We start from the raw sequence: 25,579 nt of genomic DNA on the forward strand, positions 1-25,579 counted from the left end.
GCATTAGCCCGTAGGTTACAGTTATTTACGTTCCCTGACGTGAGCCGATCGGCCAAGGTCACTCACAGCGCGTAATATCGCCTCGCCCCGCAAGAGGACAGCAGCCTCTGAGCAATCGAAATGGGGGCGCCCATAGCCAGAAACAATCCTGCACACAAGGGGAATATCAATGCGAAAATTCATGACACTCATCGCGGCAACGTCAGTAGCACTTTCGTCTGCGATGGCAGCCTACGCACAAGATCAAAACCCCCTTCCCAAGGCCAGCGATGTGCTTGTGCGATACGGGGACGACATCGAGGGCTGGACGGTCTATGCCGATCAAACCCGCGGAGATTGCTTGATCGTGCGCCAAGATGGGCCAAGTGCGGTGCAAATGGGCGTTACCGCAAATCAGGAGGTCGGGTATCTTGGCGTGTTCACCAAGGAGGACATCGGCCTTCAGAACGGGAAGACGTCAGATATCTTCGTCTCTATCGACGGCCAACTCTTTAAGGGTGTCGCCACTAGCACGAGCGGCGAACTCAAGGGCGGATATTCTGGCGGCTACATCTTGACAGACGATCCGAAATTCAAGCGCGCCGTGGCGAAGAGATATAAAATGACCGTGTTTCCGGAAACCAAAGGGGCCTTTGTCGTCGATCTGAAGGGGACATACAAGGCAATGGCAATGGGCCGCAAGTGCCTCACGCAGTGACCCCCGCTGTGACCACTCATTTGCCTTCATGGGTCCGGAACGCGAGGTTGGCGTTTAAAACACAGAATTGAATTGGCAATTCTGTTCCACCCGATGCCTAATTGGGCACCGGGCGCGGGTGTATTTCTTGGGTGGGGCGGAGCACCGTGGTCCGCCGATCTGCGGGCAGAAGATAGGTGCAATTCCAACGCCGTCTTGAGCGTCGCAGGGTGGAAGGCCGTCGTCGGCCTCGTCGATCAGAACCGGCAGGAAGCGCCAAAAGCTGCCGTAGCGCCAGCGCGCAGGCGACCCTCGCCACGCACCCGGCAACTGGACGACGGCATAAGGGTAGATGGCACTAGCCGTCAAGTTTTCGGAGGAAATCGACTATTCGAGACGCGGCTTCCTCCGGCTGCTCCAAGGGTAGGAGATGCGCCGCCCCGGGGACGTTGACGAGCGTCCCCTTGCCTTGTTCATAGCCGCGGTCACCGTGCTAACGATCCTCGCCGGGCTCGGCGTGAAGATACTCCCGCTGATTGCCGGCGCCGGCATCTTCGGCATTGCCATCGGCTTCGGCTCGCAGACCCTGGTCAAGGACGTGCTGAGCGGCGTGTTCTACATGATGGACGACGCCTTCCGAGTCGGTGAATACATCCAGAGCGGCAGCTATAAAGGCACGGTCGAATCCTTCAGCCTGCGTTCGGTGCGTCTGCGTCATCATCGCGGCCCCGTCTATACCGTCCCGTTCGGTGAGCTCGGGGCGGTCCAGAACATGAGCAGGGATTGGGTGATCGACAAGATGATGATCAACATTACCTATGATTCCGACGTGGACCTGGCGCGCAAGCTCATCAAGAAGATCGGCCAGGAGCTGGCGGCAGACCCGGAATTTGCGGCCGACACGATTGAGCCGCTCAAGATGCAGGGCATCGACAGTTTTGGGGAATACGCGATCGTTCTGAGGATAAAGTTGACGACGAAGCCCGGGACCCAATTCGGCATCAAGCGGCGCGCATACATGATGATCAAGGCGGCATTCGCGGAAAACGGTATCAAGATGCCGGTTCCCACCGTTCACGTCGAGAGTGGCGGGGAAACTGCGGCCGCTGCTCATCAGGCAACCCAAACCCTGAAAAAGAGCAAGGCCCCCCTTGGAGGCGGTGAGGGACACGCCATAGAGCTGCGCGGTCCTGTCCACGTCATCCGAACTCGGCCTGACCTCTCTGAGAAAGGCATCGATGCGAGCATTCACCACGGGTCAGAGCCTTCGTGTGGGTCGGATCGCTGCTCGGATTTCATTGTACCCTTGGGGTCGCCCCACGCCCGCTCCATGAACATTGAATCAAGGCGCTCAATGCTCCAGAACGCTGCGGTCGTCCCGATGACATAGGCTGAGGCGACAACCGCCTGCCGCGGCAATTCATAAACGCGCTGGACTAGATGGATGGCGACCAGCACGACGGCAATAAACATCAGCTGGCCAAGTTCGACGCCGACGTTGAATGAGAAGAGCGCCAGCGGGACCATGGGATCCGCGCCCCATGGCCAACCGTACCCACTTGTCAGGGGAGGAGTTCGATCTCGCCCGGCTGCCAGGTCTTGTCGAACCATGGCTCCAGCGGCGCGTAGAGGCGAAGAAGAACGTTCCAGCCCTTGCCGGGAACCGTCTGGACCCAGTTGGTCTCATGGCCTTCCGGCGCTGTCGGGCCGAACCAGACATCGACCGAGGAGTCCGCGTTGATCACGATGTCTTTCTTGTCGCTGCCGATGCTGGGGAATTGCTGGTCCGTCTGCAGCATCGAACGGGTCTGGTTGTCATACAAGACGAACGACCAGAAATTCTTTGCCGGAATGTTTGGCGGCAGATGCACCTTATAGGTCTTGCCGCCATCGAACGGCTTGCCGTCCTTGTCGGTTGTGGCAGCGGCGTATTGCGAACCGATGCCGACGCGCTTTATCGCCATGGCCGGGGTGATGCCCGTCGCATAGTAGTGGAACAGGACACGGGCATCCAGATAGCGAACGCCGGGCTGCAGAAGAAACTCGTAGCTGCCGCCGACAAAACCGGTGAACCAGGCACTGTCCGGATAGTAGTAGGCATCCTTCATGCGGGTCTTGAAGGTGATGGTGCGCGCAGTCGCGTTGCCGACGGCAACGGCTTCGGTGAGGATCTTTTTCATCCGCTCGTCCGGCGCGAAGGGTTTGCCTTTTACAATGCCGATGGCGGCGAGTTGTCCCAACACTTCCGGGTGATAGGATTCCTCCGGCTCGTACTGGACGATGTCGTTCACTTCCTCGTAGAAATGGAAATCATTGGCATGGATGGTGTTGAACTCCTTGCCGGAAGAATTGATGATCTTCATCGGCGGCGGGTTGTCAGCTTCCGAAAGAGGATAAACCTTGGCGAATTTCCTGGTGTTTTCGACAGCAGTGGCGGTGCTGCCGTTCTCGAGGAAGCCGCGCCAGAAGAACAGGTTTCCGTAGGTCGACGTCTTAAACACGAAATAGCCTTCGGGTATCTCGCCTTGGTAACCCGGCGGCAAAAGCAGGTATTTTCCGCCCTTGCCCTTGTCAGGTCCGGCATTGCCGACGTCGCCGACATATTGGAACCAGTGATTGTCGATCATGCCCAGGATATTGGGCGGTGTCTCGATGACCAGCGGGCCAGCCTTGGTGTCCAGCCACATGAGATTGTAGATGCTTTCGGTGTTGGCCGTCAGGAACAGCGAATGCGAGTCCGCCAGGTTTTCGAACACCAGGATGGTCTGGTTGTTGTCGGCTCCCTGGCTGGCAAATCCAACCCGCATAGCTTCGACGGATGCACCAGGCATGGCGTTGAGAAAAGCATCGACGCCGCGCATGAAATCGAGATTGTCGTAGATCTTCTCCGAAGTGGCGTCATCCGGGAAGCCATCGAAAAATTTCAGTTTGCCAATCCTGGTGTCCACACTCTCCGGCGTGACGATAGAATCCGGTATCGGCGTGGTCATCTTCATCTTCGGCGCTTCGGCGGAAGCGGTGCTCATGCCCATCAGTACCGCCGCGGCGGTGGCGCAAAGCAGTCTCGTCGTGCGTGCAGCGGTCGCAGTAGAGCCGGCCAATTTCAGGTAGTGTTTCATGGCTTTCATCCTTCACAGCGGTTCAGGCCGCGGGGCGGCCGGTCTTCTCATTTTTTCGGGAACAGAAGCGTCCGGTCCATCAACCGACGGATCGGGAACCGACGCGCTGCGCTGAAAATGCTTTCTTGCCTTTTGGCCGATACTCGCTGGCATTGCGCCACGTTATTCAAAGCAACCTAGGCTCGGCATTCGTGCCGTGCCAGCCGCAGTATGTAAATTACGTGGACCAACCCGTAATTGACGAAGAAACGAGGCGCGGGCGGTCGAAAACCTCAACACGCGAGGGTACGGTGATCCGGGTCGGGTGCCTCCGCAGTAAGGAAGCTCAAACCCCTGCGCGGAAAGACTGTCGTGCCCAAGTCCACCGGATCGTGGACGGCATATCGGTGGCGCTCGTTCCCAAGGCCAGCGCTGGAGCATGCGTTTGCCTTGGGTGGTCGGGCGATTTCCTAACTATGCGGCTGACTGGGCCTTGCTGGCTTAAATCACCATCGACGAAGTCCGATTCACGCTTTCCGGCTGCCTCCGCCTCGTCGTCGCGGTCGGTCATCAGCGGCTTGATCGCGGACTTGATCCGACTCAGCGCGAACGCGCCAGAACAACGAGCCAGACCGGCAACACAACGATCAGGCGGGTCGTTTTGAGGAAGGAGCTTGTCGCATGTTTGAGCCTTCCTGTCTTGGCAGGCGGCGCACGATCCGCCTGCCCACAACAGCCAAGCAAAAACCGGCGTCTCCTTTAGTCGGCCGGCGTATACCAGATCGGCGAGGTGTAGGCGCGCTCCTGCATCTCCATCGTCGCTTCCTGCGGCATTTTTACGCCGAAATATTTGGCGTCGTAGGCCGTCCAACGCGGCGTCGGGATTTCCAGCACGCGGCCGTAATAGAACGCCCGCTGGGCCGGATCGAACTCGGGATCAACCCAGACGGCGACCAGTTCCGGCGCACCTATCGTGTTGGTCCAGATGGCGTCGGCGACATCGACTGTGCTACCGACAGCGGGCACCTTGCCGTCGGCGCCCGGGTTGCGGTCGCCCGACCACGCAACGTCATAGACCTTTTCCTGCACCTTTCCGGCGGCATCGAGCCATCCCTTGACGATCTGGTAGCGATCGAGGTTGGCGCCGATCGGATCCTTCAGCGCTGCGACCAGGAAGGTCGGCGCCTTGCCTTTGGGCGCGGCAGTGAGATCGCCGCCCATCGGCACGCCCTTGGTATAGCCGATGAAGGCGGGGCTGCGAGTATTGGCGTCGGCTGCAACGAAATCGAAGCCGCCGAAGAGCCGCACCAGCATCCGCGATCCGGTCGTGGCATAAGTCTCCCGGCGTGCCATCGCGTCGAAGATCGCCTCGCGGGTGTTCTCGGTGGCCCAGACCGCCGCGTAGCCGGAAGCAGTCTGCTCCCAGCCCATAATGGTCGCCTTCTCGGTCTTGACGAACGGGTGTGTGGCGCGGGCCGGCCCCGGCTCGCTGCTGGATGTCTTGCCGAAGAAATTGTCCTCCTCGACAGCGGCAAGGCCGGTATGCGCGTCGGTCGAGCCGACCATGCCGAACTTGTAGGGGTTCACCCCGAGTTCCTGCTCCAGCTTGAGCCCATTCTTCAGCGCCGAGCGCGCATACTCGAACTCCAGCATATCGGGCGTCTTTACGACGGTCAGGTCGAGATTGCCCTTGTCCCAGCGCTCGAAGCTGGCGAATTCGTCATTTGGTGACAGGAAGGGGTGCGTTTCGCCGTCGCCCTTGATCTGTGTCGCCTCGTAAAGACGCTCCCATTTGGCGCGCGTCTCCGCATATTCGCGGTCTATTGGCTTGTCGACGCCCGGCTCGATGATCGGGAACATGCGGCCATTGGAAAGGTTGCCGTTATGGGCGATGGCGAGCACGTCGCCGCCGGTTTTCTCCTCATAGGCCGCCATCCACTTCCACAGGTCGCGGGGATTGTCGCTGCCCGGTGCGAGCACGGTGAAAGGTACGATCTGGCGGGCGAGATCGCCATTGTCGCGGAAAATGACGTTGCGATGCAGGTTGTTGCCGCTCGTGTTGGAGGTCCATTCGTAGCCGATCACAGCAGTGAAGCGGCCTGGATCGTTCGCCTCCTCCGCCGCGTCAATGGTCTCCTGCCATGCCGAGCGATAGGGGGCGGAGTCGGGCGAATAAAGTAGCGGCCCGGTGAGTTGCCCTGCCCCGAAGGCAGTGATGAGCTCGATCGCGGCAGCGGCGCCCTGGCCGGACTGGATCATGTCGTACCACCGTCGTCCCTTGGGGTCCGCCACGATATCAGGCTTGCCGGCCAACAGGTCGTTGAAGAAGCCCATATTGTCGGAATGGTCGGTGACGACCAGGAAATCGAGCGGTCGAGACAGCTTGGTGAGTTGTCCCGAGGAGGCCATGATCTCCTCACCTTTGCCGAAGCGATAGGCATCGCGCGGTCCGAGGCGCGCACCGAAGGCGCCGGCATCGAAGGAGAAAGATGTGTGGGTGTGGGTGTCGCCGAACAGCGGCCTCGTCGGGAAGTTTCGGCCAGCCCAGGGAGAATAGGCCCGTTTGGCCGGATAGAGCTGGTCGGCGGTTCCCTTGTCCAAGGAACCGGAATCCAGCAGGGTATCCTGCGCTGCAGCGGGCAGCGCGCCTGTCAGGCTTGCAGCTACAAGAGCGGCGACTGAAACAAACTGCAAAAGTCCGAGCGGTCTCATCATAGTCCTCCTCCAACTGTTTGGTGCATGCCAAGCCAATCATTCCCTGGAAAACTGCTCATCGGGGACCACTGGACCGCGTGAACACGGCCTTGGAACTCCCGCCTTCATCAGCGCTTGAAAGGTACATAGCGATCGCGAAATGCGATGCGTCGTCCAGGCCAACGCCCGCATTCAGAATTTCACGCAGCCTGGGCACGAAACGAACGACTTTCCAATCGGACAGGTCATTTGCGACATTCCCGGCAAGCTCGGGGTGATGCGCGAGCAGGCGACCGTAAGCTTCTATGATCGCTGACCGCAGTTCGACTGCCCCGCCCGTCCCCTGTACCGACAATGCTTTGACGATTTCGAGCAGCTCTGAATGACTTCGGCCCGGCTCGACGAAGTATTCTTCCGCGAGCTGGGTCACCCCGTCCGCGCCCGTCATCTCGATGAGTGCAGTGGCGTAGGCACCGAGGTTGATCGTCAGCCCATACTCCGCCGCGGTCCTCAGTTTTCCGCGAACGAAGGCGATGTCTTCCGGGCGGTCCGACATGCCGAGCATGAGGATGTAGAGCCCATGCCATTCGACATGAAACAAGTCGTTGACGATTCGATAGATGTCGTCACGCGCAACTCTTGTTTTGAGATCGCGCAGCGTTGCGTAGGGCGCGCGCGCGACCTCGAGGAAGGCCAGTTCGGCGAGCCTGCGATCTTCGTGCCGGAGGTAAGTGGCGAAGAACACCGCGCGTCCGGCCAGCGTCTTCGAGCTCTTGTCCCATTGCGCCACCTGGCGCATTACACTTTGATACTCGCGCCCCGCCATGCCAAGCGCCCTCCAGGCCCCGCCGGGGCCGTTCTGGACAAGAATAATCTGGAGAGCCGGATACAGCTGGAGGGCGCGGGCCGTCGTCGAATCGAGGAACAGAGGGATGGCGCTGCCGTCGTAGCGTCCCTTGAATGTTTCCAGCACTGCGTAGGAGAAAGGTCTTGCCGGATTCTCGCGCGCGAAGACCGCCGTGCCGCTCCCGACGACCTGGTCGGTATTCGTCACCTTGGGATAGGGCATACAGAGCACACAGGCATGCGCCGGCGTCGCGGTCAGTAGGAACGCCGCGGCAATCATGCACATCAGCGATGCCAGTGCTGCGCTTGTCAGCCCGGTTCGCCGATCCCTGCGCGAGGTGTTCATATGCCGCCCTTCCCGACAATCTCAAAAGGTCGCCACACGTTCGATCACCCAGAACATTGCAATCGTGCCGATAGCGTATGGCGGCACGAGATCCAGCCAGGCCGGCAGCGATCGCCTGCGGACCTGGATCAGTGTGACAAGCGCAAGTACGGCTCCGACAAAAAGAAGCTGTCCGACCTCCACTCCGAGGTTGAAGAACAGTAGCGCAACGGGAATCTGTCCCGCCGGCAGTCCAATCTCGCTAAGGGCGCCTGCAAAACCGAAGCCATGGAGAAGCCCGAAAGCAAATGCTACCAGCCAGGGTGCTCGAGCGGCTAAACTTCTGCGCCCCTGCCGTACGTGGACGATCTCGACTGCGACGAACGCGATCGACAACGCAATCACCGCCTCGACCGGCGGCGAGGGTACGCTAACAAAGCCGAGCGTCGCCAGCGCCAGCGTGATGCTGTGCGCAACGGTAAAGGCGGTGACCGTCTTGACGATCCGCCACGAGCCCTCGGTGATGATGAGCAGGGCAAGCACGAAAAGCAGATGATCGAAGCCTGACAGAATGTGCTCGACGCCAAGTTTGAAATAAGTGGCGGCCGTAAACCAGCGGCTTGGAGTTGCAGGAACCGTCGCTTCCGGGGCGCCGGGCGTCAGCCGCTCGATCCACACGTCGCCGCTGGCGAACTCAACGCGCACGAGCGCATCGGTCATCGTGTTTTGCAGGCCGTCAATCGATACCACCTGGCCTTCCAACGGCTCGACCGCGCGCATCTGCCAGGTCTGCACCATTGCGTCGCCGGTCGGGCGCGAGACGACCGGCGTGAGGTTCTCGACCTTGCCCGAGAATGCTGCCGACAGCGCCAGACGCGCGTCACCCTGCATCGGTGTCTTGAACAGCACGCTGAACTCGTTCGGCGCCTCTTCCTGAACGCTGAGGTAGGCTGGGCGCACCTCGTGCGCCGAGGCAACCTGCGAGAACAGCATGGCGATGGCCGCTGTCAACACGACCAGCCGAACGCACCCCGTCGCGGCGCGGGCACCTCGGACGAGTGCAGACCATTTGGTCAGCGGGTTCATTGCGTGGCCACTTTCGGTGCGGGCTCGGGCCCCAATACCGCTTTCGTGGTGTCGTCCAGCTCGACGCCATACTTGTTGCGCAGCGCGATCAGATAATCGCGGCTGACCTCGGTCTGCTTCGCAGAGCGCCACTCAGAAAGGACCGCATCCCTGACCGTCTCGAAGGGCTTCAGGGTGGTCGCTGTACGCTTCGTGACGAGCACCAGATGAAAGCCATAGCCGGATTTCATAGGCCCCTGCCATCCGCCGGCTTCGAGTGCAAACACCGCGCGCGCAAAATCGGCACCGAACATTCCGGACAGTGCCAACTCGTCGGTATCGGCGAAGCTGTCGCCGAACAGCAGCCGGTCGCCCGCGGTCGAACCGTCCTCTGTATTCGCTGACAGCGCACCCAGCGCGGCGGTCGCGTCCGCCGCGGCATCCTTGCGATGCTCCGGGTTGAAGTAGACCTGCCGGAACGAGAGTTTTCCGGGCGTCTCGAAGGGTGCAGGGTTGGCCGCATGGAACTGCCGCAGTTCCGCTTCGGTCGGCTCGGCAAGCTGGGCGGTGTCCTCAACAAGGAATTTCAGCTTTTGCGCCAGGCGGCGGCGGATGATGGTGTCGTCCTTGTCGAGGCCTATCTCCTGCGCTTCGCGCGCCATCACTTTCTCATTCAGCAGATCGTCGACGAGACCCTTGAGCTCATCGGCGGTTGGCTCACGCAGCCATTGGCTCGACCAAGTCTGCTTGAGCCAGCGCACGTCGCCTTCACCGATCCGGATCGGCTCGGCGGCTGTCGCTTCGGTTTGCCTGTCGTTCAGCCAGGAATAGCCGCCAAACAGGATCGCACCGATGACAGCAAAATGTAGCAGAGGCTCCCTGAGCAATATCATACGCTTTCCTGCGCCCCCTGCCGTCGCATCCATGGTTCGGTCCAGGACGACAGCAACTCGCATCAGAGCCCTTCGAGTGTGATACCTCGACGACTACTTCTTTCGCTCTGCATGGATGGTAGGCCCAAAAATCCGGGGCGGAATGTAATTTACGTGGGCAAGCACGTAACAGGGCAACAACAAAGCCGCAGCTGAGCGTTTGAGGAGTCGTGCGCCAACCTCGAAAATTACTCCGCGCAGGCCAACCGAGGGCCTACTTCTTGCAACCTTTTGTGGCGGAGCCAACGCATTCCTTGCCAGCACTCGATTTCTGGTTGGCCTGGGAACCCGTCAAGGCGCCGATGTGATTGCCCAAATTTTCCCTGCTGTTTTGATCGACCGCTGCAACAGGTGCCGCAATCACCAACCCTGCCGCGCTGCCCGCCGCTGCCGCCACACCGGTCGTTGCGTGAATGATGGTATCGCCCAGGCCTATCCTGTTGTCGGTCAACGTCTGGCCGCCGGCCATACGCGCCCCAATCAGTTGAACGACCTGCGGTGACGAGGCGAACTTGCCGTGATGCAAAGGATCGCCGGATTTGACTTTCGTCAGATCGATGACGGTTATGTTGTTGCTGGCGAGATCTTCCTTGTATGGAGCTTGTTCCGGATCAATCGATCCGAGCCGGGGGATGTCGCCCCAGACCCGTCGCGAAACTTTGAGCGCGCGATCGTCCTGCGAGACAAAGAGGGTGAACTGCGGGTGCTGTTTGCCCATGTCGGCAATCTGAGTGCGAAAAACATCGACGTCGACGTCTGGCGCGGCCAGCATGACGTTCTTGAACTTCGCCGGAAGGCCGCCATTGCGGATGGCCATCTGGCGCAAGCCTTCCAACGCAAGCCAGTTGCCCATCGAATGGGCGAGGATCGAAACTTCCTTTATCTGGGGATCGCGTGCAAGATATTGGAACAGCAGTTCAAGCGCATTTCGCGTGTAGTTGGTGCTTTCACGATCGTAGCCATAAGCCAGCGCACTGCCTCGGGAGGGCCATGTGACCAGGATCGGGACGCTCTGCGTGTCGGTGTCCTTCGCGATCTGCGCAAAACGATAGACCGCGTCTTCAAAGCGATTGTTGAATCCGTGAATGAAGACGAGGACGCTGTGATCCGGGCTCTTCCTGACAGAGGCGCTAAGCCACCCCTTCGCTGTCTCGAGCGTCAATTCCTGGGCCTGCACGACGGCAAAATCGGTCGCCGGGTTTGATGGCAGCTTCTTGGGCCATGCGACCTCTCCAACCTTGCGGACCGAAGGCGGAGGGATCGAAACCGTGATTTCCGCGAACGAGGGGGCCAGTCCGCGCTCGCCCGTATACATTTGTGCCGGATTGGAGGAACGACTGCGTGTCGTTGCGACCAGCATCTCCACCTTGCTGGAGGAAGGCGAGGTATCGGCCACGGGCAGCAGCACATTCGTCGGACGGGACGCGCACCCCGACAGCAGGCCAACCAACGCCGACGCCAACAAGACGTTGCTGATACGCCTGACTTGGGACAGGCTCACGAAACAGTTTCCCAAACTCTTCTCCCGTTTCGAAGTCGTCTCAGGCGCAGAGCCAATCAGAACCGGAACCTGGCGCCGATGATTGGTCCCTGCATTGCTATGTCAAACACAAATCCGTCGTCGTCGTAGTCCACGGCAAGGTAGCGATAGCCCGCTTCCAGCGTGACCGAATCACTGTACCGGTATTGAAGCGTGCCCTGCACTTGCCAATCGAGGTCGGCGCCAAGGCCGAAGCCACCGATATCGGCCTCGCCATGGAGTCCGAATCCGTTGCCGAGAGCAACGTCGCCGGCCACGCCAATAATGGGGTCGACCCAGGTCTGGCTGCCGCTGGCCTCTCTTACGGCGAGAGGGCCAATAACGGTCAGATCCGCATCGAGGTGCCAGAGCCGCCCGCCGGCCAGAACGTCCAGGGTCGCGGTGCCATTATCGAAGACCCGATAGGATCCGCCGAAGGTCCACACCACCGTGTCCATGTTCGCTTCGGCCGAGAAAAGAGCCAACGGGCCGGGCGACGTGCCATCGGCCTCGAGTCCCAGGTAGATGAAGTCGGTGAAAAGAGCGTAGCGGCCATTGCGCGCCTCGCCGGCAAGCATGACCGGCGGGGGAGACCAATCGATGTGGTCGAAAATCTGGCCGAAATCGACGTCGATATCGACCGGCGACAGGCCCCTGACGCCGACCCTACCCTTCATGCCTGCCATCCAGAAATAGGGTTTTGCGGCGAAGGTCCAGGCCGTCGCGGCTTCAGCAGGCGCGGGGGCGGCTTCAGGAAGTTGCGTCGCAGCGTCCGCAGCGATCGCCGGCACCGCAAACAGCGCTGCCGCTGTTCCCGCCGAAGCCAACACGAGAGCTCGGATGATTCCCATATCGAAGTCCCCTCCAGTTCCGTCCTTTACTTCATGTCCGACGCGATCGTCTTGCACCCGCAGTGACAACATATCTCTATTCGCGCCGCTCAGCTAATGGATATCGGTTTCCGATCGTCTTTCATGTCGACAGGGGTTCATTTATTGCTGTCACCGACGGACAGTGCCAGGCCTACTTCGGAACAGCAGGCTGATTCCCGTGCGGAATCCGAAGCTGTCGGGGCTTACCGCCCAACACCGCACGCAGGTCAATTGCCATTCCAAGCCAGCCTCGGCTCAGTTCTGGCGTGGCGGCCAAGGAATGACATGCGGTTTCCGGGCGGCATCCGCGCGCAGCACGGCCCCGACCTCCCCAACCAACCGATCCACCAGTTCCTGCCATTCGGCTCGTCTGGACTCGCGCAATGCCGGCGGCACCTTGTCGATCCTCAAGAGTGCCAACTCCGCCTCAGCAAGTTCCTCGCACATATCCTGAAAGCCCTCACTTCGGCCCATCAGCCGATGGATCGCCAATTCAAATTGCGGGAACCGACGAACCGCAGTCGAGACCGCTCTTTGTCTATCAGCCGGTTCGTCGTCCATCCTCATGGCGCAAATTCGTGTCCTTCCGAAACCACCCTAGCCTATCGCAGGGAGGCGGCTGAGGAATGTAAGTTACGTGGGCAACAGGGTAATTTCTGGACATCCATACCGAGCTCGGTCGGGCACAAGCCTGTAAATCGCAAATTCAAACCGCGCTGCCGGTGAGGCCGCCTAACTCTTTGATTCGTTTGTCATCCGCCGGCGCATTGCGCGAACCGTTGCCGTCGTCCCAGCGTTATCCGTTCAGACTACTAGTATTGCAAGAACAGGCTCTCGCGGATATAAATTACGCAGCGGGGTAGCCGGCGAAAAATGAAATATAACTGGGAGTAGTACCCCCAGAACGTCAGGTGAGGGAAACCAAGGTGATCCGGGCCGAACCAGCCATAGGGAGGGAGCATGGGCTCGCCCCAGAGGATTGTCGTGCCCAGCTTGCCCGGATACTCAACAGCGCGGACTTCGATGCAACCGGTCGCGAGCGCCGCTTCCTCAGCCATGTGGTGGAGGAGACGCTGGCGGGTCGCGGTGATCGGATCAAGGCCTATTCGATCGCAGTCGAAGTGTTCGGCCGTGACATGTCCTTCGACCCGCAGACGGATCCGATTGTCCGCATCGAGGCTGGCCACCTCCGGCGCGGGCTCGAACGATACTACCTGACTGCCGGACACGACGATCCTATTCTCATCACGATCCCGAAAGGCGGTTACGTTCCAACGTTCTCGGTGCGATCGCCCCTCGAGACCATTGAGCCGGCCTTGACGGTCAACCGAGCAGAGAAAGTCCCGCCCCCTGCTCGATGGATGAAGGCATCATGGCTGACGGTGGCTCTTGCGGCAATCATCGCGGCACTGGCTGTTCTGGCATTGGGATTGGCGAGGAGCGACGTTCGCCCGACTTCGCCTGAGATCCCGCGACTGCTGGTCGAGACGTTTGACGACCTTTCAGGAACGGAAGCCTCCAAGGCCATCGCAAGTGGATTGAGGCAGGAAGTCGTCAGCCAGCTTTCCAAATTCAAGGATATCGTGGTCGTGGAGTCGGCCGCAAAGGGGGAGGATCCATCGATCTCGCCGGCACGATTTGTCCTGGCCGGAAGCGTGAACCTGTCGACCGATGCCTTCCGGCTTCGGGTCCGGCTGCTCAACCGGGCGGACAACTCGGTTCTGTGGGCAGAAAGCTATGATGGCGGGCTGAAAGTGGCGCAGCTTGTGGAAGTCCAGACGGACATCGCGCGTAATGTGTCATCGAGCCTGGCCCAGGCATATGGCGTCATCTTCCAGGCAGACGCCAATCTCCACGTCGTCAATCCGCCCGACGATTGGGCCGCCTACTCTTGCACGCTTTCTTTTTACGCATATCGGGTCGGTGTCGATGCAGAAAGCCGGTCATCGGTACGCGCGTGCCTTGAGAAGGCGGTGGACCGCTTTCCGACCTACGCCACCGCTTGGGGTCTTCTCTCGCTGATCTACATAGATGACTACCGATTCGAGTTTTCAGCCGACCCCGCTGAGTCCGCCGCTGCGCTCGATCGCGCCTTGGCGGCGGCAAGGCGATCTGTGGGGCTTGATCCTGTCAACATCCGGGGACGCCAGGCGGAAATGGTTGCGCTCTATTTCCACAAGGAGATCGATGCCGCATTGAAAGTGGGCAAGCAGACTTTGACCATCAACCCGAACGACACCGAGTTTATGGGCGAATATGGAGAGCGCCTGGCGGTTTCTGGAAATTGGCATGACGGATGCCAGTTGATAGCGGAGGCGCGTCAGAAGAACCCGGGGCCAGGCTACTATGACGTGGATCTGGCCCTTTGCTCGTATTTCAGCGGGGATTATCCTCAGGCAGCTATGTGGATCAACAAATCGCCATTTCCGTCGAATCCGATCTATCATTTGCTTGCCGCTGCCGTTTTCGGTGAGGGAGGCTACAAAATCGCGGCTGATCGCGAGGTCGCATGGCTGAACCAAAATCAACCTGATTTGGTGAAGAACATGCGCCAGGTGGTTTCGGCGCGGTTGGCCCGTCCGCAAGATGTCGAGTTGTTCCTCGGCTCGCTAAGGAAAGCGGGCCTTGGCGTCGCAGACGACTAAGAGGTCAGCGGCGCCCGCCCCTCACCTGCCCTGCGTCGAAGCCGGCATCAAAAACAACGAGATCTGGATGGACGGAAGTGTTCGTTCGGATGATGCTATTGCGTTGTCTTGAGCGCAGATTTTGCTCAGCCAGCACAGCGCCTCCTCTTAAGCCCGCTGGTCTTGGCCCGGCGGCCTGCTGACAGTCCCCCAGTAGAGCTGCCGGGCCACTCGAACTTGCTCAATGGAAGGCGCGGACTTCCAGGAAGAACCAACAAGCACACCAGAGGCATCATCTTTGGCGAGTTGCTGCATCATTGAGCACTTGCCAATGAAGAACGCAAAAAAGCCCCGCCGCTCCATTTGCGAAGCGGCGGGGCCCCCCACTCGCCCCCATCAATGCCCATGCAATTGCGGTGCCAGACATGTTGACCCATTGCGGCGCACCTTTGATGCCACGACCGCCTGTCGCAGTTGCGAGGGCTGTATCGAGCCGGTCGATGGAGTATCGACTTTTTTGCCGCAAAAGCCTTCCCGCCGGAACGCTTGCTCGTCTGGATGGTTGGTTGGGATGCAGGAGATGCAGGCGTGGCCAAGAAGCTGTCAATCGCGCAAACGTTGCGACGAACCTCCGACCAACTGAAGAGGATCCGCAAACATGTCGCCAATGGCGGTCATGTGGACCAGATGCAAGAGGTCGACGCCCTGGTGGGCCTCGCCAAAGAAGTGGCCGACCGGCAGTTGGCCGGGTTTGAAAGCCCGGCAGATGAAAACGATGGCTCTGTGCAAGACGATGACGATGCAAAGGACTGAGCGTTGTCGACCGGCTCGTGACATTCCGCGATAACGGAATTACTTGATTTGCCAAAATCGGTACTATCCAACGGCGGCGGACCCCCAATCCGCCTGGCCGGCGCCGTCGAGCGTTCTTACCCCACGCCCCCCAAGCGGCGCCGGCCGCTCGGCTGCGCACCCTCGTGTCCGGCCCCGAGGGCATGCTTTTGGGCAACATGCATTGGACCAGGAGACGCGCGGGTTTGACGGGTTTTTTCTGCAACTTGCGGCGATCTGTACACGCGCCACGCAATCGGCAGATTCCCATCGCTCTCGGCGGCCTTTAATACCCGATCTGCGATATCGCAGCGGATAATGGGATCGTCTGTTAGATGATCCATTGAATTCTGTGGATTCTGTTTGAAAAACATCTCCGCCCCCGCGCTTGGCGCTGAGAATGCTCAACGGATACCGCTTTGAACAGTCGTCAAATGACGACCACAGACGGATTTATACGCCATCCCACGACGCACGTTGGCGTAATTGCGTGGAGGCGAGACGCGGATCCTGCCGGTGGTCGGTGCAACAGAAGCTTGCAGCCGGGAACAACCACTCGACGGTTCGCGTTTGTGCAAAGGCCCGCTTCTTTTGCACGGGCAGCGAGCCTCGAAGGTTCGCAATGCCGCACCGGCCTTTCAATCGCACCCGCCTCAGCCCTCACGATCTGGCTATTTGTGAACGCGTGTACGATCAGGTTTGCGCAGATGAACACATCGACCCCTTGAGCCGGGATGCCGAAGCCTTGGCGGTGATGATTGTCGCAATCTTCCGAAACATTACGACCAGTGAGCGCGAACTGCTGGAGGAGGTCAGGTCGCTTCGTCGTTCAAAGGGCGCAGAACAGGCGCGCTAGCTTGGCGGCTTTCCCTGACGAATCTTTCCAGTCCCGCTTTGGCACAGCCGGATTGGCATCGTAATTGCCTTTTGAGTCTCGCCAGAGTGTAGCCACAGCGCTTGCGAAGGAGATGGAAATGGGTTTGGCCGAAGACCTGTCTGATGTTGCCCTCACATTCGCTTGTCCGGATTGCTCGCATCCGGCGGTAAGGAAGGGCTCTGCGTTGAAAACGATCGCCCACTTCAGATGCGACGGGTGCAACGCCAAGGTGCGGATCACTTATCCGCAGAAACTGGCGATCTTCGAAAAGCACAAGCTATTGACTGCGCACGGGGCATGGCAATAACTCAACGCAGCTAAGAGCCAGGTTCGATTTCCACGTGTTTCCAAAGGGTTTTGGCGAATTGATGAATTGATTTGGACGATGACGGGGATCCCCGATCGCCCGGAAACAACTTGGCCGAGCATGGCTGCGTCATGAACGGATTTGACGGACGCCAAATGCCATGATTGAACCGCAGCTGCCATCGCCTGCAAGGCGGATGAGGTGAACTTGCGATACCTCCGACGGTATTCAACCCCAGGTGGTTTGAATTTGATCGCAACGGTCTGAAGGCGGACCGTTTGGTGACACAAAATCCCAGGATCGGACTACGAAACCGACGCGATGACCATGGCAATTGAGGACATATATCGGCCGCTTGCCTTAACCGCGAGATTGCTTGTCCAGTGCTGGCCGCAGCTATTGCTTGTCGGCTGCCTGGGTATGATCGCTCGTGGTCTGCTGCTTCAGGGCGCCGTGACGATCGGCCTCCAATTCCCGCTGGGCGGAATGGTCATGCTGTCGCTGGTGGTCCTCGCCAAGCTGACGGTGCTGGTCGTGATGTTCGTGGTGCTCCGGCCGCACATGCCGGCGGTGGCGGCACTGAGGCAAAAAGCCAAAAAGGCAGTGGACGAAACAAAGCGCGAGCCGGTCCTGGCGATTACCGCCGCTGCGATCCTGCCGTTCTTCGCCTATTATGCCGCCTGGGGTTTTCTTGGCGATACGGTTCGCGAATATTCGCGCATGGCGCTCGCCCAGGCCGATTTCGGCAAGAGCGTCGACATCTTCGCCATTCTTCAGTCAAGCGGCGTGGTCCTGTCGATCGTCATATGCTGGCTGGTGCGTTTTGCCGCCAAGCGACTGAACGCGCGCGCGTCCCACCCTTACTGGCGGCTGCTGATCGTGGCGACGGACGCAACCTGGGTCTTCATCGGCCTCTACGCGCTCGGCGTATGGAAGGACCAGTTCATCCGCTGGCTTGGCGCAGGCGCCGCGCTGCAACAGCTCAGCCTCGATTTGCTTGCGCCGGTAAGTCAGGCGGTCGCAGCCGGCCAGTTCGTTCCCGTGGAATTCCGGCCGCTTCCCTTCGGCGAGCAGCTTCAGAATCTATTCTTTTTCGCGTTGCTGCCGATTGTCTGGCTGGTGATGGCGGCGATCATCAACGGCTATGAGCTTTCCGCGCCGGCCGCTCCCGGTCCTGCGCCATCCCGAGCGACCTCCTGGCAGAAGTGGCTGAAGGATTTCGCGTCTCACTTCGTTGGCGGTTACCGCAGCCGCTATTCGCCGGTCTGGACTTGCGTCAAGCTGACGCTCAGTGCCGGCCTGGCCACGCTTGTCACCTTCGTCATCGCCTATCAGGCCATCTCCTGGGCCGGCGCCTGGACATGGTATGGCCTGACGAGGCTGATCGGAGCGCACGATCTCGGGACCTGGCAGATCTTCGCCGATGCTATCAGCCTGTTCATCGGCAGCCCAAGCGAACTCGACGGAGGAATCCTGCTCGACCCGGTCCGGGTCGCGCTGCTTGCAGCCGTGCTCGAGACCGCGGTCGCCATGGCTGGCGAAGCGAATGGCGTCAGGTCCGCGGCTCGCTGACGCTGAGATAACTCGGCAGCCCCGAGTAGAGGGCGATCGACAGCCTGAGGCCGCTCGCCGCAGGTGGGATCGAAAAACTGGCAGCCATCCGTGCCGGTTTGCCGGGCTCCGTCGCGGCGAATGCCATGCCGCCGCACAGGGACCGTTGCTCGGCCTCCGGATATTGCTTCCTGACCACCGGATCGGCAAACAGGGTTGGCCGCCATTCGCGACCGCTCCCATCGGAAAGCCGCACCTCGCATGGAACCGAGCCGAGCGCTTTCGGGTCAGCAGCGAGAGCTTCGAATTCGGCAAGCACGACGGCGCTTCCCGCGCTGCCTGCCAGTCTGGTGAAGCGTGTCACGGTCCAGCTGGCGCCGGCATAATCGACCGGCTGTCCCAAGCTCGCAGATAGCGGCTGGCGCAGATGTTGGGAGCGCCAGTCCTTGATGCTTCCCCACGTCTGCACGGCCAGCGCGGCAGGCAGTGCGACCACCAGCGCCATCATGCTCAGCCAGTAGCCTCGCCGCGTTGACGTCACCTTTGCGGGAGAACTGTCCATGGCGGCCTTTCTTCGTTGCGGCGGATGGTGATCGCCGGCTCGATGTCTTTGCCCGAAATGTTCGTGGCGATGCGGATCTCGTCGTCGAGCGGCAGCAATTTTGTGGGTGCGACCACGACGGTGCCGTCGGCGACGGCATCCTCCGGCACTTCGAACACCAGAAGGACCCGGCGTGGCAGCCCGGGCTGGTAGACATCGCCCGGCATCATTTCGATCGTCGCCCACAAGCGGTCGGTCAGGACATAACGGATGCCGCTGCGGCTCAGCCACTCGCCCGATGTGAGTCCCAGGGTCTCGAATTTCGCCTCGGCCTCGCCTTCGACCACAACCCATACGCCGGAACTCGTGTAGGTCTTTGACTTGCCGAAGGTCTCGACGTTGAGAACACGCGCCACCCTGGTGCTGTCCAGCGAAAGCGCGAAGGCGCGGGCCTCCACACGCTTGTTCATCCCGCCCGAAGCGACTATCGGCGATGTAATGTCGCTGTACAGCGGGCGCGTGTGCTGCATGCCGTAGAGCACGGCGGCAGCCAACAGCAGCGCCAGCGCCGAACGCAGCATGCGCATCATGGCGCCTTCTCCACCGGCAGGTCGACCGTCGCAACCGGATCACGGTCGAACCACCCGCTTGCGCCGTAGACATTGTCGCGCAGCTTGTAGATCTGGCCGGTGACGGTGATCGTCACCTTGTCGGGCACGGGCACACCGGCCGGCCACTCCCAGGCCATGGTCAGGCGTTCCGGCATGTTGGGATTGAAATATCCCGCCAGATACTTGTCACGATCGAGATAACCCGTTGGCATCGGCAGCTTTTGCGCCGGCGCGCTGAGCGTGACGACGCGATGGAGCACGTTGTTGGGGGTGGCGGAACGGTTCACCACATCCATGTCCACCATCACAAGCTGCACGGGCCGCGATGGGGGAACGCCTGTCGGCGGCACGGTTCCGACACGTGCCGTTCGCAAGGTCACAAACCAGCGACCGGCATCGATTTGCTGGCCTGCCTGCACAATCGGCACCTTTGGCGGATGGGCAGCTTCGTAGAGCGTCATTGAAAACGAGATTGCCGATGCGGCCAGCCCGCCCAGGCCTGCAATCAAAAAAGCATACAGCCTTTGCCGTATTGTCGTTCGTGTCGGTTCCGTCATGCGCCGTGCGGTATGCGATGGTCCTCAGGCCAGCCTTATACGATGCGAGATCAATTTGTTACAACAGCAGCGGCAGGCATCTCCAAGGGGTTCAGCGCAGGGACACCAGCCGCGCAATCGGATCGTTGGTGGCTCGCCCGGTCAGTGTTCAATCCCCGCTCCTGGCGTCGAGCGCGGCCCGCCTAAACCATTCGCCCCCAAACCATTCGAGAGGCACCGGACTCGGCTCGGCGCCCCTCACCTTCTTCACTTGTCCGACCACACGGCCAGCTCGTAGCCGTCCGGATCGGAGAAATGGAAGCGGCGGCCGCCCGGGAAGGAATAGGCGGGCTTGACGATCTTTCCGCCGGCCTCCTCGACATGGCGCTGGGTCTCGTCGAGCTTGTCGGCATAAAGGATCACCAGCGGTCCGCCTGCCGCCTTGCCCTGGCCACCCAGAGCGAAGCCGCCGGTCAGGCGGCCGTCGTTGAACTCGCAATAGCTCGGCCCGTAGTCCTTGAAGGACCAGCCGAACGCCTTTCCATAGAAGTCGCGCGAGCGCGCGATGTCGCCGACGGAAAACTCGACATAATCGATGCGCTTGTCGTTCCTGGATTTGGCCATGATCTTCTCCTTTCGCGGTTTTTGGATGCTCAGCGCCCGAGCATTGCCTTCAGGCTGTTGAGGTCGCGCTGCACGGCCTCGGCGTCGGCAGCGAATATCTCCTCCGTCATGTCCGGCGTCCTCAACAGCACGAACATGACCTCCGCGCCGGTCCCGTTAGGAACCACGCGCACCGCATTGCGGGTTTCCTTGTCATCGGCAAAGACGATGTGATCGAGGACGCCGTATTCGTTCGGCCGGGAGAAGCGGATGCGGATGGGCCGGCCGTCGGGGTCCTCCGCGGTCCATTCCTCGCCCGATCTTTCGAAGCGCCTGCCGAGGCCTGCCGCCCAGCGCTGGAAGTTCTCAGGGATGGAGGCGAAGTCATAGACTTCGCGCCAGTCCCGGTCGATGGACACGGTGATGATGCGGGATTTGTAGATCGTCATATCTGCCTCCTTTCAACGAAGGCAGACTAGGCCGCGTTGGCGGTGGCGTATTGAACGAAACGGCCAGCTCAGGCGCCGAGCTGCCGCAGAACCGTCGCCGGCGAGAAGCCCGACAGGCGCCGCACCTCGCGCGTCAGATGCGCCTGGTCGGAATAGCCCGCCTCGAACGCCAGACCGGCCAGGCGCGGCTCGGTGGACTGCCGCGCCAGGTTCAGGAACCGCTGGAAGCGGAGGATGCGGTCGAGCGTCTTCGGGCCATAGCCGAAAGCCTCCTGGCAGCGGCGGCGAAGCGTTCGCGGGCTGACGTCGAGCCGGTCGAGGATCACCGCCATGCCCGGACCGGCGGATTCGGTTTTCAGCGCGTTGAAGGCAAATCCCATGTCCGCAGGCGGCGGCTCGACATCCGGCGCAAGCCTGCAGAGTGCCGCTTGCATCGCCCGCATCCGCTCTATCGTCGAGGACGCCTCGCCAATTTTTTCGGCGATTTCGCGCGCAAGCGCTCCCCAGAAGTGGCTGAGCGCCACCCGGCCGCCGACGATTTCCGACATCGGCAGGCCGAGCCATCGGCTTGCCGCACCCGGTCGGAAGCGGGCGCCGATCACCGTAGAGCCAGGTGTCAGAGTAGAGAGGGCAACGGCCACGTCGGGGCCCGCCACGACCAGATCGCCGTCGATCCAGGTGATGTCGACGCAGCCGTCGGGGACCACGGCCGACAGGCTCGCCGCGTCCGGGCGCAATGTATTGGACCAGGCACACTGGAAATGCCCTTCGAGTGCGGCCGCAGGATCGAACTCGCGGTACTCCCCGATTGCCCCGGAAAGGATTGGTGCCCCGGAAGGGACGGGTGTGTTGTCGGATGTCACGAGCCTCTCCTGTGAGGAACTTTAGGCATCGTACCCTTCGGTCCCCGAAATCTATTGCGCTGGCGGCGGGCTTCAACCCTGTCCTCTGTGCTCCAACCCTCGTTTGGGGCCTGCACTGTGAGCGGGCGTCTGCGGTGCAATGCGTCTTGACGACCGGGGCGCCGTTCGATTGGCAGCTTTCACCGGCTGCTGGAGATGTCGCCCGCGATAGGCAGTTTGCCGTCTTTATCGCCATGGAGCCTTGACGCACGGGAACCATACACGTTAGGGCGTCCGGGCACGAACGATTGGCGACCAAGCAAGGAAATTCCAGCTGATGGAAATTTTTACCGCCGCCGGCCTCGCGGCCCTGCTCCAGGTCATTGCCATCGACCTTGTGCTTGCCGGCGACAATGCCATCGTCATCGGCCTTGCTGCGGCGGGCCTGCCGTCGGATCAGCGCAAGAAGGCGATTCTCGTCGGCATTGCGGCGGCCACCGTGCTTCGCATCTTCTTCGCTCTGATCACCCAGTGGCTTCTCACCATCGGCCCCATTCTCCTCATAGCCGGCGGCCTGCTGCTGCTTTGGGTGTGCTGGAAGATGTGGCGCGAGTTGCGTGTCAGCTACGAGCAGGAACATGACGCGACGGAAGCGTTGTCGAATGTCGATTATGACAAAAGCGGGACGATTGGCGGCAAGGGGCCGCGCAAGACCTTCGCTCAGGCAGCCTGGCAGATCGTCATTGCCGACGTTTCGATGTCTCTCGACAACGTCCTTGCAGTCGCCGGCGCGGCGATGGACCATCCGACGGTCCTGATCATCGGCTTGGCGCTGTCGATTGCGCTGATGGGCTTCGCCGCTTCGTTTGTCGCTCGCCTCCTGCATAAGTACCGCTGGATCGCCTATATCGGCCTGGTGATCATTTTCTATGTCGCCGTGAAGATGCTTCTGGATGGTGCTGTGCAGCAGTGGCCCGAACAGTTTGCGTTCCTGGCGCCCTGGTTCGGGCCGGGCGGCCATTGAAACCTGAGCAGTGCCGGTCTTAGCGTGCAGGCCCGCCCGAGGCGCCAAGCCATTCCTCGGTTTGCCTGATTGCGGAACTATGCTATTGCGCCGTGCGAATTGAGCTTCTGCGAAAGTTCAAAAGATCAACATGCATCGAGACTTCCGGGCCGGGCCTAAGGGTTTCCGGCCCGCGTCCATTGGAAACCGCAAATGTCTGCCCCTCGCGTCAGTTTCGTCAGCCTTGGATGCCCCAAAGCCCTCGTGGACTCGGAGCGCATCATCACGCGCCTGCGCGCCGAGGGCTATGAGATCGCGCGCAAGCATGACGGCGCCGATCTGGTCGTCGTCAACACCTGCGGCTTTCTCGATTCGGCTCGCGATGAATCGCTCAATGCCATCGGCTCCGCCCTTTCGGAGAACGGCAGGGTCATCGTCACCGGCTGTCTCGGCGCCGAACCGGACGTCATCCGCGAAAAACATCCCAACGTTCTCGCCATCACCGGTCCGCAGGCCTACGAGAGCGTGATGGCTGCGGTGCATGAGGCCGCGCCCCCGAGCCACGATCCCTATGTCGACCTTTTGCCGCCGCAAGGCGTCAAGCTCACGCCGCGCCACTATGCCTATCTCAAGATTTCGGAGGGCTGCAACAACCGCTGCACGTTCTGCATCATCCCGGCGTTGCGCGGCGATCTCGTTTCGCGGCCGGCGGCCGACGTGCTGCGCGAGGCCGAGAAACTGGCCAAGGCCGGCGTCAAGGAAATCCTGGTGATCTCGCAGGACACCAGCGCCTACGGCATCGACATCAAATACCAGACCAGCATGTTCGGCGATCGCGAAGTGCGAGCCAAATTCCTCGATCTGTCGGAGGAACTCGGCAAGCTCGGCGTCTGGGTACGCATGCACTACGTCTATCCCTACCCGCATGTCGCCGATGTCATCCCGCTGATGGCCGAAGGAACGATCCTTCCCTACCTCGACATTCCTTTCCAGCACGCCTCGCCGCGAGTGCTGAAGAACATGCGTCGGCCCGCCCATGGCGAAAAGACGCTCGACCGCATTCGCGGCTGGCGCGAAATCTGTCCGGATCTGGCGATCCGCTCCACCTTCATCGTCGGCTTCCCCGGCGAGACGGACGACGATTTCGAGATGCTGCTCGACTGGCTGGACGAAGCCAGGATCGACCGCGCCGGCTGCTTCAAATACGAGCCGGTCAGGGGCGCCCGCTCCAACGACCTCGGCCTCGAACAGGTACCGCAGGAGATCAAGGAGGCGCGCTGGCACCGTTTCATGCAGCGCCAGCAGAAGATCTCGGCAACGCAACTCGCCAGGAAGGTCGGCAAGCGTCTGCCAGTGCTGATCGACGAGGCGCATGGCACCTCGGCGAAGGGCCGCACCAGATACGACGCACCCGAAATCGACGGCTCGGTGCATATCCAGTCGCGGCGTCCGTTGCGCGCCGGCGATGTCGTCACCGTCAAGATCGACCGTGCCGACGCCTACGATCTTTACGGCTCAGCGGTCTGACCGCATCTCGCCCTACGGCGCCGCGTCCTTTCGGGCGGCAAAGGACGCCGCATAACATAACACCTGATTTTGCGCATGACCCTTCCCGAAATCGATCCCTATTTCGGGCTCTTGCTAAACGAAAGGGCGCCGCGCGGCGCCCTTCCTGTCAAGATTTTGGCCCATCTTGCGCTTACTGCGGCAGCTTGTCGTCGACGCCCTTGACGTAGAAGTTCATGCCGAGCAGCGTCGGGTCGTCGGCGACTTCGCCTTCCTTCAGCCACGGCGTGCCGTCCTGCTTGGCGATCGGGCCGGTGAACGGGTTCCATCCTTCGACGATCTTCTTCTCGGTGGCTTCCGCCATCGCCTTCACGTCGTCGGGCATGTTGGTGTAAGGGGCCATTTTAACGGCGCCGTCCTTGATGCCCAGCCAGACATTGCCGGGTTTCCATGTGCCGTCGAGCGCGGCCTTCACCCGGCCGATATAGTACGGGCCCCAATCGTCGACGATCGAGGTCAACTGCGCCTTGGGGGCGAACTTGATCATGTCCGAAGACTGGCCGAAGCCCTGCAGTCCGCGCTCTTCGGCGACTTGCAGGGCAGCGGTCGAGTCGGTGTGCTGGACGATGATGTCGGCGCCCTGGTCGAACAGAGCCTTGGCGGCATCGGCTTCCTTGCCCGGATCGAACCATGAATTGATCCAGACGATCTTCGCCTTGAAATCCGGCTTGATCGACTGGGCGCCGAGCATGAAGGAATTGATACCCATCACCACTTCGGGAATCGGGAACGAAACGATGTAGCCGGCGACGCCCGACTTCGATTGCTTGGCGGCGATCTGGCCGAGGATGTAGCGGCCTTCGTAGAAGCGTGCGTTGTAGATGCCGAGATTTTCTGATGTCTTGTAGCCGGTCGCGTGTTCGAACATCACGTCGGGGAATTTCTTGGCGACCTTCACTTCGGGGTCCATGAAGCCGAAGGACGTACCGAAAATGATCTTGCATCCTTCGCGCGCCAGGCGCTCGAAGGCACGATCGGCATCGGGACCCTCGGAGACGTTCTCCAGATAAGCGGTCTCGACCTTGTCGCCGAGCGCCTTCTCCACGTCCAGGCGGCCCTGGTCATGCTGGTACGAATAGCCGAAATCACCGATCGGGCCGGTATAGACCCAACAGGCTTTCAGCTTTTCCTGCGCTTCGGCGGTCGCCGCCAGCGACAATGCCGCCGCCGCGGTCATCAGCGCAATAAGCAGTTTTTTCATCGTGTTACCT

24 protein-coding genes and 1 pseudogene are annotated in these 25,579 nt (G+C 60.8%); 9 read left to right on the forward strand and 16 right to left on the reverse strand.

Going from position 1 to position 25,579, the window contains the following annotated elements; translation table 11 throughout:
- Positions 1 to 169 precede the first annotated feature (169 nt).
- Together AC0L2M_RS28905 and AC0L2M_RS28910 are read left to right on the forward strand one after the other, a co-directional pair.
- Complete coding sequence (locus tag AC0L2M_RS28905; protein ID WP_473536525.1) at positions 170 to 697, forward strand: hypothetical protein; 528 nt, start codon at positions 170 to 172, stop codon at positions 695 to 697.
- Positions 698 to 1,139: 442 nt separating this feature from the next.
- Positions 1,140 to 1,829, forward strand: a pseudogene (locus tag AC0L2M_RS28910) (mechanosensitive ion channel family protein); the annotation flags it as partial.
- Between the two features lie 95 nt (positions 1,830 to 1,924).
- Here the strand turns inward: AC0L2M_RS28910 and AC0L2M_RS28915 are convergent.
- The 9 genes from AC0L2M_RS28915 to AC0L2M_RS28955 all read right to left on the reverse strand — a co-directional run bounded on the left by AC0L2M_RS28915 (position 1,925) and on the right by AC0L2M_RS28955 (position 12,588).
- Positions 1,925 to 2,287 carry a HupE/UreJ family protein gene (locus AC0L2M_RS28915; protein ID WP_473536526.1) on the reverse strand — a complete coding sequence of 121 codons (363 nt, stop codon included), beginning with the start codon at positions 2,285 to 2,287 and terminating at the stop codon, positions 1,925 to 1,927.
- Positions 2,239 to 3,795: a DUF1254 domain-containing protein gene (locus AC0L2M_RS28920; protein ID WP_473536528.1), complete on the reverse strand. Its 1,557-nt coding sequence runs from the start codon at positions 3,793 to 3,795 to the stop codon at positions 2,239 to 2,241. The genes AC0L2M_RS28915 and AC0L2M_RS28920 overlap by 49 nt, the downstream gene beginning before the upstream one ends.
- A gap of 738 nt (positions 3,796 to 4,533) precedes the next feature.
- On the reverse strand, positions 4,534 to 6,486 hold the full coding sequence (locus tag AC0L2M_RS28925; RefSeq protein ID WP_287234235.1) for a DUF3604 domain-containing protein: 1,953 nt from the start codon (positions 6,484 to 6,486) through the stop codon (positions 4,534 to 4,536).
- A gap of 58 nt (positions 6,487 to 6,544) precedes the next feature.
- Positions 6,545 to 7,660 (reverse strand): hypothetical protein, encoded by a 1,116-nt coding sequence (locus tag AC0L2M_RS28930; RefSeq protein ID WP_473536530.1) that lies wholly within the window; start codon positions 7,658 to 7,660, stop codon positions 6,545 to 6,547.
- Between the two features lie 21 nt (positions 7,661 to 7,681).
- Complete coding sequence (locus AC0L2M_RS28935; protein WP_473536532.1) at positions 7,682 to 8,725, reverse strand: HupE/UreJ family protein; 1,044 nt, start codon at positions 8,723 to 8,725, stop codon at positions 7,682 to 7,684.
- Complete coding sequence (locus AC0L2M_RS28940; RefSeq protein ID WP_473536533.1) at positions 8,722 to 9,630, reverse strand: peptidyl-prolyl cis-trans isomerase; 909 nt, start codon at positions 9,628 to 9,630, stop codon at positions 8,722 to 8,724. The genes AC0L2M_RS28935 and AC0L2M_RS28940 overlap by 4 nt, the downstream gene beginning before the upstream one ends.
- Before the next feature lie 220 nt (positions 9,631 to 9,850).
- Complete coding sequence (locus AC0L2M_RS28945; protein ID WP_287260183.1) at positions 9,851 to 11,131, reverse strand: alpha/beta hydrolase; 1,281 nt, start codon at positions 11,129 to 11,131, stop codon at positions 9,851 to 9,853.
- A gap of 62 nt (positions 11,132 to 11,193) precedes the next feature.
- The gene (locus tag AC0L2M_RS28950) at positions 11,194 to 12,078 is read right to left on the reverse strand and encodes a porin family protein (protein ID WP_473536534.1); all 885 of its coding nucleotides are present in this window, start codon (positions 12,076 to 12,078) and stop codon (positions 11,194 to 11,196) included.
- Positions 12,079 to 12,282: 204 nt separating this feature from the next.
- Positions 12,283 to 12,588 carry a hypothetical protein gene (locus tag AC0L2M_RS28955; RefSeq protein WP_292395898.1) on the reverse strand — a complete coding sequence of 102 codons (306 nt, stop codon included), beginning with the start codon at positions 12,586 to 12,588 and terminating at the stop codon, positions 12,283 to 12,285.
- Positions 12,589 to 12,953: 365 nt separating this feature from the next.
- Here AC0L2M_RS28955 and AC0L2M_RS28960 point away from each other — a divergent pair, with 365 nt between their 5' ends.
- From AC0L2M_RS28960 to AC0L2M_RS28980, 5 genes are all read left to right on the forward strand, one after another.
- The gene (locus tag AC0L2M_RS28960; RefSeq protein ID WP_473536535.1) at positions 12,954 to 14,672 is read left to right on the forward strand and encodes a hypothetical protein; all 1,719 of its coding nucleotides are present in this window, start codon (positions 12,954 to 12,956) and stop codon (positions 14,670 to 14,672) included.
- Between the two features lie 567 nt (positions 14,673 to 15,239).
- A complete protein-coding gene (locus AC0L2M_RS28965; RefSeq protein WP_128245053.1) occupies positions 15,240 to 15,464 on the forward strand; it encodes a hypothetical protein in 225 nt (74 codons plus the stop codon).
- Positions 15,465 to 16,104: 640 nt separating this feature from the next.
- Positions 16,105 to 16,338, forward strand: coding sequence for a hypothetical protein (locus AC0L2M_RS28970; protein WP_473536536.1), 234 nt, complete (start codon positions 16,105 to 16,107; stop codon positions 16,336 to 16,338).
- Positions 16,339 to 16,456: 118 nt separating this feature from the next.
- Positions 16,457 to 16,666, forward strand: a complete 210-nt coding sequence (locus AC0L2M_RS28975) for a hypothetical protein (RefSeq protein ID WP_023801824.1) — start codon at positions 16,457 to 16,459, stop codon at positions 16,664 to 16,666.
- A gap of 420 nt (positions 16,667 to 17,086) precedes the next feature.
- Positions 17,087 to 18,238 (forward strand): hypothetical protein, encoded by a 1,152-nt coding sequence (locus AC0L2M_RS28980; RefSeq protein WP_473536537.1) that lies wholly within the window; start codon positions 17,087 to 17,089, stop codon positions 18,236 to 18,238.
- Here the strand turns inward: AC0L2M_RS28980 and AC0L2M_RS28985 are convergent.
- The 6 genes from AC0L2M_RS28985 to AC0L2M_RS29010 all read right to left on the reverse strand — a co-directional run bounded on the left by AC0L2M_RS28985 (position 18,219) and on the right by AC0L2M_RS29010 (position 21,820).
- Entirely contained in the window at positions 18,219 to 18,779 is a 561-nt protein-coding gene (locus AC0L2M_RS28985; RefSeq protein WP_128169546.1) for a hypothetical protein, read from the reverse strand. The two genes, AC0L2M_RS28980 and AC0L2M_RS28985, sit on opposite strands and share 20 nt — an antisense overlap.
- The gene (locus AC0L2M_RS28990) at positions 18,755 to 19,348 is read right to left on the reverse strand and encodes a hypothetical protein (RefSeq protein ID WP_473536538.1); all 594 of its coding nucleotides are present in this window, start codon (positions 19,346 to 19,348) and stop codon (positions 18,755 to 18,757) included. Before AC0L2M_RS28990 ends, AC0L2M_RS28985 begins: the two co-directional genes overlap by 25 nt.
- Positions 19,345 to 19,878: a hypothetical protein gene (locus tag AC0L2M_RS28995; protein WP_473536539.1), complete on the reverse strand. Its 534-nt coding sequence runs from the start codon at positions 19,876 to 19,878 to the stop codon at positions 19,345 to 19,347. The genes AC0L2M_RS28990 and AC0L2M_RS28995 overlap by 4 nt, the downstream gene beginning before the upstream one ends.
- Before the next feature lie 294 nt (positions 19,879 to 20,172).
- Positions 20,173 to 20,529 carry a VOC family protein gene (locus AC0L2M_RS29000; protein ID WP_473536540.1) on the reverse strand — a complete coding sequence of 119 codons (357 nt, stop codon included), beginning with the start codon at positions 20,527 to 20,529 and terminating at the stop codon, positions 20,173 to 20,175.
- A gap of 29 nt (positions 20,530 to 20,558) precedes the next feature.
- The gene (locus tag AC0L2M_RS29005) at positions 20,559 to 20,957 is read right to left on the reverse strand and encodes an SRPBCC family protein (RefSeq protein WP_473536542.1); all 399 of its coding nucleotides are present in this window, start codon (positions 20,955 to 20,957) and stop codon (positions 20,559 to 20,561) included.
- A gap of 68 nt (positions 20,958 to 21,025) precedes the next feature.
- Positions 21,026 to 21,820, reverse strand: a complete 795-nt coding sequence (locus tag AC0L2M_RS29010) for a helix-turn-helix domain-containing protein (protein ID WP_287241496.1) — start codon at positions 21,818 to 21,820, stop codon at positions 21,026 to 21,028.
- A gap of 316 nt (positions 21,821 to 22,136) precedes the next feature.
- Between AC0L2M_RS29010 and AC0L2M_RS29015 the strand changes: the two genes are divergently transcribed.
- Together AC0L2M_RS29015 and rimO are read left to right on the forward strand one after the other, a co-directional pair.
- On the forward strand, positions 22,137 to 22,823 hold the full coding sequence (locus AC0L2M_RS29015) for a TerC family protein (protein ID WP_023801832.1): 687 nt from the start codon (positions 22,137 to 22,139) through the stop codon (positions 22,821 to 22,823).
- Positions 22,824 to 23,015: 192 nt separating this feature from the next.
- A complete protein-coding gene (gene rimO / locus AC0L2M_RS29020) occupies positions 23,016 to 24,329 on the forward strand; it encodes a 30S ribosomal protein S12 methylthiotransferase RimO (RefSeq protein ID WP_023801833.1) in 1,314 nt (437 codons plus the stop codon).
- Positions 24,330 to 24,501: 172 nt separating this feature from the next.
- Here the strand turns inward: rimO and AC0L2M_RS29025 are convergent, their stop codons facing one another.
- Positions 24,502 to 25,569, reverse strand: coding sequence for a BMP family ABC transporter substrate-binding protein (locus AC0L2M_RS29025; protein ID WP_023801834.1), 1,068 nt, complete (start codon positions 25,567 to 25,569; stop codon positions 24,502 to 24,504).
- Between the last annotated feature and the right edge of the window lie 10 nt (positions 25,570 to 25,579).

It is taken from the genome of Mesorhizobium sp. WSM4806, assembly GCF_055811635.1.